The 14,767-nt window shown below is 73.8% G+C and carries 15 protein-coding genes; 10 read left to right on the top strand and 5 right to left on the bottom strand.

The features are described 5' to 3' along the window. Window positions 1–19 precede the first annotated feature (19 nt). Complete coding sequence (locus ACI79S_RS01190) at window positions 20–976, top strand: matrixin family metalloprotease (protein ID WP_456591613.1); 957 nt, start codon at window positions 20–22, stop codon at window positions 974–976. A 13-nt stretch (window positions 977–989) separates the two neighbouring features. Here ACI79S_RS01190 and ACI79S_RS01185 read toward each other — a convergent pair whose 3' ends face one another. Beyond that, on the bottom strand, window positions 990–2,261 hold the full coding sequence (locus ACI79S_RS01185; RefSeq protein ID WP_456591612.1) for an MFS transporter: 1,272 nt from the start codon (window positions 2,259–2,261) through the stop codon (window positions 990–992). A 93-nt stretch (window positions 2,262–2,354) separates the two neighbouring features. On the opposite strand from ACI79S_RS01185, the gene ACI79S_RS01180 reads away from it, so the two are divergent. Continuing rightward, window positions 2,355–3,008, top strand: coding sequence for a YqgE/AlgH family protein (locus ACI79S_RS01180; protein ID WP_456591611.1), 654 nt, complete (start codon window positions 2,355–2,357; stop codon window positions 3,006–3,008). 134 nt (window positions 3,009–3,142) lie between these two features. On the opposite strand, the gene ACI79S_RS01175 is transcribed toward ACI79S_RS01180, so the two are convergent. The 3 genes from ACI79S_RS01175 to ACI79S_RS01165 form a co-directional block, all read right to left on the bottom strand. Beyond that, a complete protein-coding gene (locus ACI79S_RS01175) occupies window positions 3,143–3,904 on the bottom strand; it encodes a hypothetical protein (RefSeq protein WP_456591610.1) in 762 nt (253 codons plus the stop codon). A 150-nt stretch (window positions 3,905–4,054) separates the two neighbouring features. Further along, entirely contained in the window at window positions 4,055–5,131 is a 1,077-nt protein-coding gene (locus ACI79S_RS01170; RefSeq protein WP_456591609.1) for an inositol-3-phosphate synthase, read from the bottom strand. Between the two features lie 114 nt (window positions 5,132–5,245). Further along, window positions 5,246–5,866, bottom strand: coding sequence for a PadR family transcriptional regulator (locus ACI79S_RS01165; protein ID WP_456591608.1), 621 nt, complete (start codon window positions 5,864–5,866; stop codon window positions 5,246–5,248). Between the two features lie 158 nt (window positions 5,867–6,024). Here ACI79S_RS01165 and ACI79S_RS01160 point away from each other — a divergent pair, with 158 nt between their 5' ends. The 3 genes from ACI79S_RS01160 to ACI79S_RS01150 all read left to right on the top strand — a co-directional run bounded on the left by ACI79S_RS01160 (window position 6,025) and on the right by ACI79S_RS01150 (window position 10,613). Beyond that, entirely contained in the window at window positions 6,025–6,441 is a 417-nt protein-coding gene (locus tag ACI79S_RS01160; RefSeq protein ID WP_456589613.1) for a DUF5318 family protein, read from the top strand. Window positions 6,442–6,587: 146 nt separating this feature from the next. Beyond that, on the top strand, window positions 6,588–9,089 hold the full coding sequence (locus ACI79S_RS01155; protein ID WP_456591607.1) for a transglycosylase domain-containing protein: 2,502 nt from the start codon (window positions 6,588–6,590) through the stop codon (window positions 9,087–9,089). A gap of 21 nt (window positions 9,090–9,110) precedes the next feature. Further along, a complete protein-coding gene (locus ACI79S_RS01150) occupies window positions 9,111–10,613 on the top strand; it encodes a glycosyltransferase family 87 protein (protein ID WP_456591606.1) in 1,503 nt (500 codons plus the stop codon). On the opposite strand, the gene ACI79S_RS01145 is transcribed toward ACI79S_RS01150, so the two are convergent. Next, complete coding sequence (locus tag ACI79S_RS01145) at window positions 10,593–11,399, bottom strand: deoxyribonuclease IV (protein ID WP_456591605.1); 807 nt, start codon at window positions 11,397–11,399, stop codon at window positions 10,593–10,595. The two genes, ACI79S_RS01150 and ACI79S_RS01145, sit on opposite strands and share 21 nt — an antisense overlap. A 124-nt stretch (window positions 11,400–11,523) precedes the next feature. On the opposite strand from ACI79S_RS01145, the gene ACI79S_RS01140 reads away from it, so the two are divergent. The 5 genes from ACI79S_RS01140 (at window position 11,524) to rplI (ending at window position 14,316) form a co-directional block, all read left to right on the top strand. After that, window positions 11,524–12,546 (top strand): hypothetical protein, encoded by a 1,023-nt coding sequence (locus ACI79S_RS01140; RefSeq protein WP_456591604.1) that lies wholly within the window; start codon window positions 11,524–11,526, stop codon window positions 12,544–12,546. Between the two features lie 210 nt (window positions 12,547–12,756). Further along, the gene (gene rpsF / locus ACI79S_RS01135; protein WP_236826531.1) at window positions 12,757–13,044 is read left to right on the top strand and encodes a 30S ribosomal protein S6; all 288 of its coding nucleotides are present in this window, start codon (window positions 12,757–12,759) and stop codon (window positions 13,042–13,044) included. A gap of 2 nt (window positions 13,045–13,046) precedes the next feature. Continuing rightward, the gene (locus ACI79S_RS01130) at window positions 13,047–13,523 is read left to right on the top strand and encodes a single-stranded DNA-binding protein (protein WP_456591603.1); all 477 of its coding nucleotides are present in this window, start codon (window positions 13,047–13,049) and stop codon (window positions 13,521–13,523) included. Between the two features lie 98 nt (window positions 13,524–13,621). Further along, a complete protein-coding gene (gene rpsR / locus ACI79S_RS01125; RefSeq protein ID WP_073422051.1) occupies window positions 13,622–13,858 on the top strand; it encodes a 30S ribosomal protein S18 in 237 nt (78 codons plus the stop codon). Window positions 13,859–13,869: 11 nt separating this feature from the next. Then, entirely contained in the window at window positions 13,870–14,316 is a 447-nt protein-coding gene (gene rplI / locus ACI79S_RS01120; protein WP_456591602.1) for a 50S ribosomal protein L9, read from the top strand. Window positions 14,317–14,767 lie beyond the last annotated feature (451 nt).

Genomic DNA, 14,767 nt, shown 5'->3' with positions numbered 1-14,767 from the left:
GGGTCACCACGGTGCCGACATGAGCGGTGTGCATCCCGAGCACCCCGACGACGTCGGCCGGCTGCCGGCCTCCGCGACCGGTCGGACGCCGCAGTGGGTCCTCGACGAGCTCGCCGGCCCGCCTCCCGCGCCACTCCCAGCGCCCCGCCGGCGACGCCGGGGCCGCTGGGCGGTGCCGCTCGTCGCCGCGGCCGTGGCGGCGGGCATCGCCCTCACCGATCCCCCGGCGTTGCCCTGGGCGGCGGACGGTGGCTCCGTGGCCGGTACGGCGGCCCCGGTCACCTCCGTCGTCCCCGCGCGACCGACCGACCGCCCCACGCCGTCCGGGGCCACGACGCCGCTGGGGAGCCCGCCGCCGCCACCGGTGGCGGGCGGGGCGCACGCCTACGCGGCGCTGCAGGAGGACGGCGTGACGCCGGTGGCCTACGACCCCTGCCGTGAGATCCACTACGTGCTCCGCCCGGACGCGGCGCCGCCGGGCACCGAGGGGCTGGTGCACGACGCCGTCGCCCGGATCGGCGAGGTCACCGGACTGCGGTTCGTCTTCGACGGCTACACCGACGAGCCGATGGCCGGTGAGCGGTCGCCCTTCCAGCCCGACCGCTACGGGGACCGGTGGGCGCCGGTGCTGATCGGTTGGCAGACGGAGGCAGAGGACCCGACCCTCGCCGGCGACGTGGTCGGAGCCGCCGGGAGCACCGCGGTCTCCCTCGGCGACGGGCCCCGGGTGTACGTGACCGGCACCGTGAGCCTGGACGCCGGGCAGGCGCCGCGTCTGCTGGCCGAGCCGGAGGGCGCCGCCGCCGTCCGGTCGGTGGTGCTGCACGAGCTGGGGCACCTGGTGGGGCTCTCCCACGTGGACGACGACCGGGAGCTCATGTACCCCGAGGCCCGGCGCGCGGTGGCCGAGTTCGCCGACGGCGACCGCACCGGCCTGGCCGCGCTCGGGCGGGGACCCTGCGTGCCCGAGCTCTGAGCCACGGGGCGGTTCAGCGCCGGACCATGCGCGCGTGCAGCAGCGCGGTGGCGACGTAGCCCACCCCGATGACGCCGAGCAGCGGACGTGAGACCCCCGACGCCGGGAGGGCGAACGCCCCGGCCAGCAGCGCGGCGACGTAGCTGACGTTGAACAAGGTGTCGTAGACGGAGAAGACCCGTCCCCGGTGGTCGTCGTCGATCGACTCCTGCAGCGTCGTGTCGACGCAGATCTTCACTCCCTGACCCATGAGGCCGAGGACCAGCCCGGCCGCCACGGCGGCCGGGGGCTGCACCAGCAGGCCCAGGCCGACCTGGAGGGCACCGCCGACGGTCAGCAGGAGCCCGATCCACCGGTGCTTGCCGATGCGCCGCACGACCGACGGTGTCACCGCGGCGGCGGCGAGCGTGCCCACGGCGCCTGCGGCCACGACCTGTCCCAGTCCCACCAGGCCGCCGGGGAAGACGCCGCCCTCGTCGACGAAGGTGTTGCGGTAGAGCAGCAGGGCCATCAGCGTCAGCAGGCCGAACCAGACGCGGTGCAGACCGATCGCGGTGAGCGCGGCGGCGGCCGGCCGGTGCCGCCAGGCGTGCCGGGCGCCGGCGACCATGCCGGCCAGCACCTGCGCCGCGGACAGCCGGGCCGAGCGCGCCATGTGATCGGGACCCAGGTACCCCCGCGGGAAGCCGGCGACGACGGTCGCGGCCGCGAGGTAGGGCAGGGCCGCCGACAGGGCCAGCGTGGCGTACCCGGCGTCGTCGGAGCCGGTCAGCTGGAGGAGGGCGAGGGCCGCGCCGCCCCCGACCACCGTGGCCACGGCGCCCGACGTCGTCGAGAGGGCGTTGGCCGAGACCAGCGACCTGTCGTCGACGGTGTGCGGGAGCCCCGCCGAGAGCGCGGAGAGCACGAACCGGTTGACCGAGAAGACGGCGAGCCCGGCCACGTAGAAGCCCGTCCCCTGGACACCGGCGACCACCAGCGCCGCCACCACCGCCACGAGGCCCGCACGCAGCACGTTGGCGAGGAGGAGGACCTGGCGCCGGCTCCAGCGGTCCAGCCAGACGCCGGCGAACGGCCCGACGAAGGAGTACGGCAGCAGGAGGACGGCGAAGCCCGCGGCGATGTCGACCGGGTCGGCGGCGCGCTGGGGGTTGAACAGCACCGTGCCGGCGAGGGCCGCCTGGAAGACGCCGTCCCCGAACTGCGACAGCAGCCGGGTGCCCAAGAGCCTGCGGAAGTCCCGGCGCACCAGGACGCCGCGCACGGTCGTCCCCGCCTCCGCCACGCGGCCAACCCTAGGAGGAGCGGCCCCGCCACCAGCGCACCCGGGAAGCGACCATCGACGCCGAGGTGAGGCACACTGGGGAGGATGTCGCCGGTGCCTCCCCCGCCCGAGCCCGAGTCCGGTCCGCCCTCGCGGCCCGCGACCGGTCGCCGTCGTGCCGCTGCGGTCCCCCAGCTGTCGGTCGGCTCCCTGGACGACGTCCGGGCGGGCGCCCTCCTGGTGGCGATGCCGGCGTTGACCGAGCCCACGTTCGCCGGTGCGGTCGTCTACGTCCTCGACCACTCCGACACCGGCACGCTCGGTGTGGTGCTGGGGCAGCCCAGCCAGGTGGAGATCCGCGACGTGCTGCCGGGCTGGTGCGATCTCGCCGTCGCCCCGGGGGTCTTCCACGTGGGCGGGCCGTGCGAGACCGACACGGCGTTGTGCCTGGCGACCGCGGCCGCCGACGTGGTGGCGCCCGGCCTGCGTCCCGTGGCGGGTGACGTGCACCTCGTCGACCTCGATGCCGACCCCGAGGAGCTCGTCGGCCGGCTGCGCGGGCTGCGGGTCTTCGCCGGCTATGCGGGCTGGTCACCCGGTCAGCTGGCCGGCGAGATCGCCGAGGGAGCGTGGGCCTGCGTCCCGAGCCGGCCCGGTGACGTGCTCAGCGACCTCTCGGGGCCGGAGCTCTGGCGCCGGGTGGTGGGACGGCAGACCGGTCGTCTCGCGGTGCTCTCGTCGGCGACGCCGGATCCCACCGTCAACTGACGCCCCACCTGCCACGCACCGGCAGCGCGATCAGCCGCCGTCTGGTAGGAAGGAACCCGGGAAGGGGCGGTCTGGGGAAGAGGCCGCCCCTTCCCGCTGCTTTCCGGCGGTGACGATCCCCGCCCTCGGCCCGGTCAGATGCCGAACGCCTCGGCGATCTCCGGGTGGTCCGCCGCCGCCGCCGTCTCCTCCGCCGCGGGCAGGGCGAGCCGGCGGGTCCCGTGGTCGGCGAGCGTGACGGTCACCTCGATGCCGCCGTCGGCCAGCGGCGTCCGGTACTGCACGAGCGTCCGGTCGGAGTCGTCGACCGCGACGGTGCGCTCGTCCCGGAGCCGGTACACCGTGGTCGGCCGGCCGTCGATCGCCCGCTCCCCGTGCCACCGGTACGGGCCGGTCAGGAAGTCCTCGGGCTGGTCGGGGCGCTCCGCGGAGAGGTTCTGCAGCATCCGGACGACCACGTCGAGCAGCGGCGGTTCCGCCTGCTCCGTCGGCAGGGGCCGGCGCAGGTAGGTCGCGGCCGGCGCGCCGTCGGCGGCGAGCGCCTCGGCCAGCCCCGGCACGTCACCGGACCAGAGGTGGTCACGGTCGAAGAAGAGGGTGCGGGTGTCCCGGTCCTCGCCGTCGACCTGGGTCACCGCCTGCGCCTGGCCGACCGCGCGCCGGAAGTCGATCTGGCCGGTGAGGGTGAGCACCGCCTCGTCGGAGAACGGCACCGTCACGACGAAATCCGCGCCGCCCTCCTCGTGGTTGCGGTGCAGCAGCTCCGCCAGCACGGCGGCGTCGTCCTCGGTGACCGGCTCGCCGGCCTGCCGCTGCTCGCTCGTGCACCCGGCGAGGAGCAGGAGGGCCAGCCCGGCCGCGCTCGCTCGCGGGCGGAGAGGGCGGCGGGCAGGCATGGCGGCAGCGTAGGCAGCACGGCGTCCGGATCCGGGGAGGAACGCGCAGGGCCCGCATCCCCGAAGAGATGCGGGCCCACGCGACCTGATGGAACGGCCTCGCTGCAGGGTCCCACCGCGAGCCTGCAGCGGTGGGGGGCAGTGAGGTCCTTATGCGATGTCGCCCCGGATGAAGGCCTCGACGGCGTCGCGGGCCTCGCTGTCGTCGTACTGCACCGGCGGGCTCTTCATGAAGTAGGAGGACGCCGACAGGATGGGGCCGCCGATGCCGCGGTCCTTCGCGATCTTCGCGGCGCGGACGGCGTCGATGATGATGCCGGCCGAGTTCGGGGAGTCCCAGACCTCGAGCTTGTACTCCAGGTTCAGCGGGACGTCACCGAACGCGCGGCCCTCCAGGCGGACGTAGGCCCACTTGCGGTCGCTCAGCCACGGCACGTGGTCCGACGGGCCGATGTGCACGTTGCCCACGCCCATGTCCCGGTCGACCTGGCTGGTGACGGACTGGGTCTTGGAGATCTTCTTGGACTCCAGGCGCTCGCGCTCGAGCATGTTCTTGAAGTCCATGTTGCCGCCGACGTTGAGCTGCATCGTGCGGTCCAGCTGCACGCCGCGGTCCTCGAACAGCTTGGCGAGCACGCGGTGGGTGATCGTGGCGCCGACCTGGCTCTTGATGTCGTCGCCGACGATCGGCACACCGGCGGCGGTGAACTTGTCCGCCCACTCCTTGGTGCCGGCGATGAAGACCGGGAGGGCGTTGACGAAGGCGACGCCGGCGTCGAGCGCGGCCTGCGCGTAGAACTCGGCGGCCTGCTGCGAGCCCACGGGGAGGTAGCAGACGAGCACGTCGGCGCCCGACTCGCGCAGGGCGGTGACGACGTCGACCGGCTGCTCGTCGGACTCCTCGACCATCTCGCGGTAGTACTTGCCGAGCCCGTCGAGGGTGGTCCCGCGCTGCACGGTCACGCCCAGCGGCGGGACGTCGCAGATCTTGATGGTGTTGTTCTCGCTGGCGACGATGGCCTCGGAGAGATCGCGGCCGACCTTCTTGGCGTCGACGTCGAACGCGGCCACGAACTCGACATCGGAGACGTGGTACTCCCCGAAGCGGACGTGCATCAGGCCCGGCACGGACGTGGTCTCGTCGGCGTCGCGGTAGTAGTGCACGCCCTGCACCAGCGAGGCGGCGCAGTTACCGACGCCGACGATGGCGACCTTGACTGACCCCATGACTCTCCTTACTCCTGGACCGTGGTGGTCCCCTGGGCGCGGACCGGGTGCGGTCCGTTGCTGTCTAGGGCGGGCTGGCCCGCCGATCGGTGCTGGGTGGTGCGGTGACCGTCGCTAGGTCGGGACGTGCTCCGCAGCGGCCGGCCCGTCGTCCTCGCCCGAGCGGTGACCCGGCCGGTCGCCGGACTCCGCCCGTTCGCTGTCGATGAGCTCGGAGAGCCAGCGGACCTCTCTGTCCACCGACTCCAGGCCGTGGCGCTGCAGTTCGAGCGTGTAGCGGTCGAGCCGTTCACGGGTCCGGCTCAGCGAGGACCGCAACCCTTCCCGCTGCCGCTCCACGGTGCGCCGGCGGCCTTCGAGGATCCGCAGCCGGACGTCGCGCGCCGTGTGGCGGAAGAAGGCCAGGCGGACGCCGAAGAGACCGCCGTCGTCGTAGGCCTCCGGGCCGGTCTGGCTGACCAGCTCGTGGAAGCGCTCCTTGCCTTCCGCGGTGATCGTGTAGACCACCTTCCCGCGCCGGCCGGTCAGCGGCGGTGCGTCGGCCGGCAGCAGCGCACGCGGCGTGGGCTCGTCGGTGGAGATCAGCCCGGCCGCCTGCATCCGCCGCAGCGCGGGGTACAGCGAGCCGTAGGAGATGCTGCGCAGCCCGCCGAGCACCGCGGCGAGCTGCTTGCGCAGCTCGTACCCGTGCATCGGGGCCTGGTGCAGCAGGCCGAGGATGGCGAACTCGAGCACGTCGCCCTCCCCGGTCGCGCCTGCAGTCGATGTATCGGCACGATACATCGGGCGTCGCTGCCGCTCCACCCCGGAGCCGTGGGGCGCGTGTGTCACCCGAGGTGAGACCCGTGTTCGGCAGCCGCACGGATGCGGGGCCGGTGCGTACATTGGCCGCCGTGCCCGGACGTCGTTCCGTCGTGGACTACTCGCTGCAGCGGCGAGCCGTCCTCGCGGGAGTACATGCGGGCCGTACCGGGTTGTTCGAGGTGTGCGACGCCAGCCCGTATCTCTCGCGGGCGGCGAAGTACCACGGAGAGCCGACCGACACCGCCTGCCCGGTGTGCCGACGGGAACGTCTCACCCTGGTGAACTACGTGTACGGCGAGCACCTCGGACCGGTGGCCGGCCAGGCCAAGACCGAGGTCGAGCTCGCTCGCATGGACGCCGCCCAGGACGAGTTCTCGGTGTACCGGGTGGAGGTCTGCCGCGGCTGCGGCTGGAACCACCTGGACTGCTCGTACGTCCTCGGAGCTGAGCCCGAGCCGGGCCGACGGCCGCGTCGCGGCCGGCGCCGGGCGGCACCCGAGCAGTGACGGGCCGGTCGGCAGGCCGGCCGCCCCACCAGCTCCACCTGGCCCGCGATGCGGCGGGCCTCCTCCGCTGCCACAGCTGAAGACGAACCGCTGCGTCCGGGCAGGTGCCCGGCGTCGACCACCACAGTCCAGGAAGGGGCGCGCTCGTGCCCAGTCACGACGAGACCTCGCCCGTCGCGCCGCGGGCCGGCTCGGTGCGCCGGCCACCGGCCGCCCGCACCCGCAGCACCGGCGGAGGTGGCGGTTCCGGCCGCCCGCCGGCCGGTGGGCGCCCGTCCGGCGGCGGACGGCCGCCCGCGCGCGGCGGGACCACCGGCTCGCGCGGTGGGACGACGGCCTCGCGCGGCGGCTCGGGCCGCTCCCCGGCCCGGCCCGCCGGGGCCAAGGGCAAGACGGCGCGCAGCAAGAAGCAGCGCCGCGCACGCCGGCTGAAGATCACCGCCGCGATCATGGGCGGGCTGCTGGCGCTGCTCTTCGTCTTCGTCGGCGTCGTCTACGCCAGCACCGAGGTGCCCAGCCCCGACTCCGTCTCCACCAAGCAGACGACGGTCATCTACTACGCCGACGGCGTCACGGAGATGGCTCGGCTCGGTGACGAGAACCGCACCAACGTGCCGTTGTCGGAGATCAGCGAGCCGGCGCAGCGGGCGGTGCTCGCAGCTGAGAACCGGAGCTTCTACTCCGACCCGGGCATCTCCTTCACCGGCATCGTCCGCGCTGCCTGGAACAACCTCACCGGTGGTTCGACGCAGGGTGGCTCGACGATCACCCAGCAGTACGTCAAGAACGCCTTCCTGACGCACGACCAGACGTTCAGCCGCAAGTTCCAGGAGCTGTTCCTGGCGATCAAGCTGGACAACAACTTCTCGAAGGAGCAGATCCTCGAGAACTACCTGAACACCATCTACTACGGCCGCGGCGCCTACGGCATCGAGGCCGCGGCGAACACCTACTTCGGCGTCCCGGCCGCCGAGCTCACCGCGCAGCAGGCCGCGGTGCTCGCCGTCCTGATCCGGAGCCCCTCCAACTACGACCCCGCGACCAACCCGGAGGGTGCGCAGGACCGCTGGGGGCTGGTGCTCGACGCGATGGTCGAGGAGGGCTGGCTCACCCCCGCCGAGCGGGAGGCCTCCGTCTACCCGGAGGTGCTGCCCAAGGGCGACTCCGCGCTCGGCATCCCCGAGGGCCCCGAGGGGCACATCGTCAACCAGGTCCGGCAGGAGCTCGCGGCACGCGGCTACGACGAGCAGCAGATCAACGCCGGCGGGCTGCAGATCACGACCACGATCAGCAAGCCGGCGCAGGACGCCGCTCGCGTGAGCGTCGACGCCGTCATGGACGGCCAGCCGGAGACGCTCCGCCAGGCGCTGGTGTCGGTCGATCCGCGCACCGGTGCGGTCATCGCCTACTACGGTGGCCGGGACGGCACGGGTACCGACTACGCGCAGGCCAAGCGCCAGCCGGGGTCGTCGGTGAAGCCCTACGTCCTCGCGACGGCGCTGCAGCAGGGCATCGGCATCCAGGCGCGGCGCGACGGCAGCGACGAGCAGACCTTCCCGGACCGGGAGCAGCCGGTGACCAACTCGGGCGACGCCAGCTGCCCGGCGTGCACGCTCACCGAGGCCATCACCCGCTCCCTCAACACCACCTTCTACGGCCTGGCCTACGAGGTCGGTCCCGAGAACGTGCGCGAGACGATCCTCGCGGCCACCGGCCTGCCGGAGACCTGGGACGGTGGTGGCTTCTTCGGGGGGAAGACGGTGCTGGCGAACTCCAACGGCGCCACCGGTTCCTCGATCGGTATCGGCGAGTACGAGATGCGCCCGTTCGACCAGGCCCAGGGCTTCGCCACCCTGGCCGCCGGTGGAGTCCTCCGTGACGCGCACTTCGTCACCCGGGTCACCGACAGCGGGGGCACCGTCCTCCTGGAGAACGCTCCCCCGGCCGGCGAGCAGGTCCTGCCGGCCGACGTCGTCAACGACGTCACCGTCGCGATGAAGGACGTCGCCTCCTACTCGCGCCGTGCCCTGGACGGCGGTCGCGAGGTCGCGAGCAAGACCGGTACGCAGGGGCAGGGGGAGAACAACTCCGACGCCTGGATGGTGGGCTACACGCCGTCGGTGTCGACGGCGGTGTGGATGGGGAACGACTCGCCCAGCGACCCGATCGTGGACGCCAACGGGCGGATCATCTACGGCGCGGGCCTGCCCGGTGCGATCTGGCAGCGCTACATGAACGCCGTGCTCGCCGGCACCCCGGAGGAGGACCTGCCCGACCGGCCGCTCATCAGGGGCGACAGCGGGCAGGGGGTCGCGGCGCCGACGACCGAGGCGCCGGCGCCGGTGGACACCCCGGCCGCGCCGACGACGACCAGCGCGCCGACCACGAGCGCCGCTCCGCGGCCGGTCGACACCGACGGCGACGGGGTGCCGGACAGCGAGGACTTCGCCCCGAACGACCCCAACGTGACGACGCGGCCACCGGCCGAGCCGGTCGACACCGACGGCGACGGCCTGCCGGACCGCCAGGACCCCGCGCCGAACGACCCGACGATCCCGGGCAGAGGGACCAACCCCGGCGGTGGCGGGGCTGGCGGTGACACCCAGGGCGGCACACCCGGTCCCGTCGTCCCGCCCCCCGTCGACTGATCGATCACGCACACTGCTCGCATGAGCAGCACCCCCACGGGCCCGTCCGCCACCGCGGACGGGCCCGTGCTCGTTCCACGTGGAACCCCGCAGGGGTCCGCGCCGGATCGCGTGGTGCCCTCCTGGACCGATCCGGTGGTCCGGCAGGCCAGCGAGGCCGTCGGCGGCCCGTGGGGCCGCTTCGCCGTCACCGGCCGTGCGCTCTTCTGGACGCCGCTGCGCGTGTGCCTGCTGTTCGCCACGCTCGCGCTGGCCGTGGCCTGGGTGAAGCAGGCACCGTGCGGCGACGGCGACTGGTCGGGCAACGTCCAGTACACGCACTTCTGCTACTCGGACACGGTGCCGCTGTTCGGGCTGCACGGCCTCGCCGACGGCGCCCTGCCCTATCTGGACTCCGCCGTCGAGTACCCCGTGCTCACCGGCGGGTTCATGGCGCTGGCCGCCACCGTCGCCGCCGGCTACGACCGGGCCGCGGCGGCGTGGGGACTGCTGCCCGCCGTCCCCCCGGTGCTGAGCTACTACGTCGTCACCTGTCTGCTGCTGACCGCCTGCGCCCTCGTCGTCGTGCGGGCCACCCTGGCACTGGCCGGCCGCCGGCCGTGGGATGCGGCGATGATCGGGCTGTCCCCGCTGCTGGTGGTGCACGCCTTCACGAACTGGGACCTGTTCGCGGTGGCGCTGGCCACCCTGGGGATGTGGGCCTGGGCGCGGCGCCGCCCGGTGCTCGCCGGCGTCCTCCTCGGCCTCGGCGTCGCCGCCAAGCTCTACCCGGCCTTCCTGCTGGCAGCCCTCTTCCTGCTGTGCCTGCGGTCGGGGCAGCTGCGGGCGTGGCTGCGGACCGCGGTGGCGGCCACGCTCGCCTGGGCCGCGGTCAACGTGCCGATCGCGGTGCTGGCGCCGGAGAACTGGTCGCGCTTCTTCCGGCTGAACAGCACGCGGCCGGCCGACCCCGACTCCCTGTGGAACCTGGCGCTGCACGTCGCCGGCGACCGGTTGCTCGGCGGTCCGCTGGCCGAGGGGCAGACCCCGACGGTGCTCAACGCCGCCGTCGCGGTGGCGCTGCTGGCCGGGCTCGCGGCGGTCGCGTGGCTGTCCCTGGCCGCGCCGGTCCGGCCGCGGGTCGCCCAGATCGCCTTCCTCCTGGTCGCCGTCTTCCTGCTCACCAACAAGGTCTGGAGCCCGCAGTACTCCCTGTGGCTGCTCCCCCTGGCCGTGCTCGCCCGGCCCCGGTGGCGCTCGTTGCTGGCCTGGCAGGCCACCGAGGCGCTGCTGTGGGTGCCCCGGATGCTCTGGTACCTCGGCACGGAGAACCGGGGTGTCGACGTCGAGTGGTTCTTCCTCGCGGTGACCGTCCGCGACGCCGCCGTCGTCGTCCTGATGGCGCTGGTCGTGCGGGACGTGCTGGACCCCGACCGGGACGTCGTGCGGACCAGCTGGCCCGGGGTGGACGACCCGGCCGGTGGGCCGCTGGAGCACGCCCCCGACCGGTTCGTGCTGCGCCGATCAGCCGAGCGCGTCGCGTAGCAGCGCGATCTCGGCCGCGTGCGCCGCCGCATCGCCCGGGGTCTCCAGGATCACCGGGCAGCCGGCGGCCCGCGCCACCTCGACCAGCACCTCGCGGGGGATCTCCCCGCCGTCGAGCGGCGCGTGCCGGTCACGCCCGGAGCCCGCCGGGTCGCGGCTGTTGTTCAGGTGCACCAGGTCGATCCGGCCCGTCACCGCGCGGACCGCGTCGACGGCGGTGCCGAGGTCCCAGCCGGCGGCCCAGCCGTGGCAGGTGTCCAGCACGAAGCCGGCCCCGAACTCGCCGACGGCCTCCCACAGCCGGCCGAGCGCGTCCAGGTCGCGGGCCATCGCGTTGCCGCCGCCCGCGGTGTTCTCGATCAGCACCGGCACGGGGAAGCCGCCCTGCTCGGCCTGGCGGGCGAACGTCTTGCGCCAGTTGTCCACGCCCACCGCCGGGTCGTCACCCGCCAGCACGTGCCCGCCGTGCACCACGAGGCCGCGCGCGCCGGCCTCCGCCGCGGCCTTGGCGTGCTTGCCCAGCAGCGTCCGGCTGGGGATCCGGATGCGGTTGTTCGTCGTCGCCACGTTGAGCACGTAGGGGGCGTGGACGAACAGCGCGACGCCGGAGCCGCGCAGCTCCGCGGCGTCGGGGCGGGGAGGTGGCGCCTTCCACCCCTGGGGGTCGGCGAGGAAGACCTGCACGGCATCCGCGCCGACCTCCGCCGCCCGGGCGAGCGGGCCGGGGACGGGTGCGTCGTCGTCCGCTCCGGCGCCCACGTGTACGCCGATCGGGTGCACGGCCATGCTGATCTCCGGTTTCTCGACGAAAAGCTGGTTTACCCGTATCGCCCACGTCACATCATCGTTGAGGCTGTGACGGGGGTTACTCGCCGGTCGTGGTGTCGCGTCGACGTGGAGGTAGCAGAACATGGCAACGGGTCGCATCCGTCGCACGGCCCACCGGGGCATCGCCGTGGCCGTCCTCAGCTGGTTCGGGGTGGCGGCGGCCTCCGTGGTGGTGGCGCCCGTGGCCGCCGCGGCCCCGACCGCGACCGTGCCGATCAGGGACCTCACGCAGCTCGTGGTCTCGGTCGACCAGGGCGGCTCGGTCACCTTCGTCAACGAGCTCCAGGACAAGACGCTGCAGGTCGGTGGTGGCGGGCTTCTGCCGTCGCTGATCAGCGTCACGGCCAGCACGGAGGTCACGCTCACCCTGCCGTCGGGCCAGCGGGAGCTGGCGCCCGGCGCGAGCGTCACCGAACGGTTCGACCGCAGCTGCGTGGCCGGCTGCTGGCTGACCTTCACCTACGCGCTGGAGTCCGGCGCCGCGCTCACGCAGCCGCTGATCGACGCCACCACCGCCCTCCTGCCGCCCCTCCCCCGGCCGCAGCCGCTCGTGGTGAACACCCTGCTGCCGCTGCCCAACCTGCCCGGCGCCAACCTGCCCCAGCTGCCGCCGGTGACCCTGCCGGCCGCGCCGCCCTCGGCGACCCCGCCCGCGCCGCCGGCGCCGGAGGCCCCGGGGGCGCCGCAGGCCGACCGGCCCCCGGCCCCGGAGGCCGGCCCCGCCCCGGAGGGCGTGCCGGGCGACCAGTACACCTACGAGACCGGGTCCGGTGGAGCCGCGCAGCTCGCCCCGGGTGCGCGTGGCTCGGCCGCCGCCTTCGACCCGTCCCGGTTCGTGGTCCCCGGACCGGCGCAGGCCGGTGCCGACCGCAGCGGCTCGGGCGGCGTCACCGGCACCTACGACGGCGCCACCGTTCCCGTGTTCGGTCAGCTGGCCGGCCTCAGCTCCGCGGAGCCGGACGGGGAGAAAGCGGGCCAGGTGGTCTCCGCGTCCGAGGCCCAGCCGGTCGCCCTGCCCGCCGCAGCGCTGGCTGCCGTGGTCGCGCTGGCCACGGTCACCGCGGCGCTGGTGCGCACCACCCAGGCCGCCCGCGCGTCCCGCTGACGCCGGCACCGCCCCAGGGGCTCGCCCCGGGCTCGCGAGGGGTGGGGAGGGACGGGTCCTCCAGCTGTGGACAGCGCCTGGCCCGCCCTGCTCCGCCGCTGGTAGCCTGGGACCGCGCGTTCCGGCTCCTGCCGGGGCGCGCGACGCGTGTACGACCCTCCTGCTGCAGATTCCCTGCAGCCGCGAAGACCAGAGGAGGTGGGGTTCTCCGTGCGTCACTACGAACTGATGGTCATTCTCGACCCCGACCTGGAGGAGCGCACGATCGCGCCCTCGCTCGACCGGTTCCTGACCGTCGTCACCAACTCCGGTGGCACCGTCAAGACCGAGATCTGGGGCCGTCGCCGCATGGCATACGAGATCAAGAAGCACGTCGAGGGCATCTACGCGGTCGTCGACATCCAGGCCGAGCCGGCCGCGGTGGCCGAACTCGACCGGCAGCTGAACCTCAACGAGTCGGTCCTGCGCACGAAGCTGATGCGGCCCGAGGTCCACTGACCATGGCCGGCGAAACCGTCATCACCGTCATCGGCAACCTCACCGCCGATCCGGAGCTGCGCTTCACGCCGTCGGGCGCTGCCGTCGCCAACTTCACCGTGGCCTCGACGCCGCGGACCTTCGACCGCCAGTCGCAGGAGTGGAAGGACGGCGAGGCGCTGTTCCTCCGCTGCAACGTGTGGCGGCAGGCCGCGGAGAACGTGGCCGAGTCGCTGACCCGCGGATCGCGGGTCATCGTCAGCGGTCGTCTCAAGCAGCGCTCGTTCGAGACGAAGGAAGGCGAGAAGCGCACCGTCGTCGAGCTCGAGGTCGACGAGATCGGCCCCTCGCTGCGCTACGCCACGGCCAAGGTCACCCGCGCCTCGCGCGGTGAGGGCGGCGGCGGCTTCGGCGGCGGCGGCGGTGGCTTCGGCGGTGGCGGCGGGGCGAGCGACCCGTGGTCGACGCCCGCCGGGCCGTCGGACGAGCCGCCCTTCTAAGCGGACCCTCCTGCCCCCCACGCCTCGCTCCGCTCGGCGTGGGCCCCGCACGAGGGCCACCCCAGGTCACCCACGCACTTCCCTCACTGGAGATATCAGTGCCCAAGCCCCCTGTTCGCAAGCCCAAGAAGAAGGTCTGCCAGTTCTGCAAGGACAAGGCGACCTACATCGACTACAAGGACACGACCCTGCTGCGGAAGTTCATCTCCGACCGCGGCAAGATCCGTGCCCGCCGCGTCAGCGGCAACTGCAGCCAGCACCAGCGGGACGTCGCCACGGCCGTGAAGAACAGCCGTGAGATGGCCCTGCTGCCCTACACCTCGACGGCGCGCTGATCATGAGCACGATGAAGCTGATCCTCACGCAGGAGGTCACCGGTCTCGGGTCCTCCGGCGACACCGTCGAGGTCAAGGGCGGCTACGGCCGCAACTACCTCCTGCCCCGCGGGCTGGCCATCGTCGCCACCCGGGGTGCGCAGAAGCAGGTCGAGTCGCTGCGCCGGGCGCGTGCCGCCCGCGACGTGCGGTCGCTCGAGGAGGCGCAGGCCGTGGCCGGCCGCCTGTCCGGGCTGACCGTCCAGGTGCCGGCGCGAGCCGGTGACGGCGGCCGGCTGTTCGGCCGGGTCACCACCGCCGACGTCGCCGCTGCCGTGACCGCCGCCGGCGGCCCGGAGCTCGACCGTCGCCGGATCGAGCTGCCCAGCAGCATCAAGACCACGGGCCAGCACACCGTCACCGTGCGGGTGCACCCGGAGGTCAACGCTCAGCTGACCATCGAGGTCGTCGCCAGCTGATCGAGCCCCTCTGCCGCCCGCCGCGACGGGACCGTGCAGAGGGGCGTCGTCCGGGCTCCCCCCGTGCACGCTGGGAGTGGGCCACCGGACGAAGGCACTGCCCACGAGGGGCGTCGGACGAGAGTCCGGCGCCCCTCGTGGCGTCTGCGGGTCCCGCACGCTGCTCCGCCTCCGCCACCCCTCGAACCCGCCACCCCTCGAACCCGCCATCCCCGCCGCCCCACGCCCCGGCCGACCCGCCGCGAGGTCCCAGGGACCGCCCTGGAGCCGTTCTCCGTCGCCGGGACGGCGCAGGGCCCCTCCCGGGGTGCCGGGCATGTCCCGGAGCCGGCCACGGGGCGCTGGGCGGCCAGGCTCGCCCCGGGCACGACGTGGCCGGAGCAGTCGCGGCCGGCCCCGCGGACGGGCCGGTGCACCGGTGTGACTCCTGGTACGACACCCCAGATTTTCT

Source organism: Blastococcus sp. SYSU DS1024, assembly GCF_054050795.1.
The sequence above is the reverse complement of the archived record's forward strand: the minus strand, read 5'-3'. Positions and strand labels throughout refer to the sequence as shown.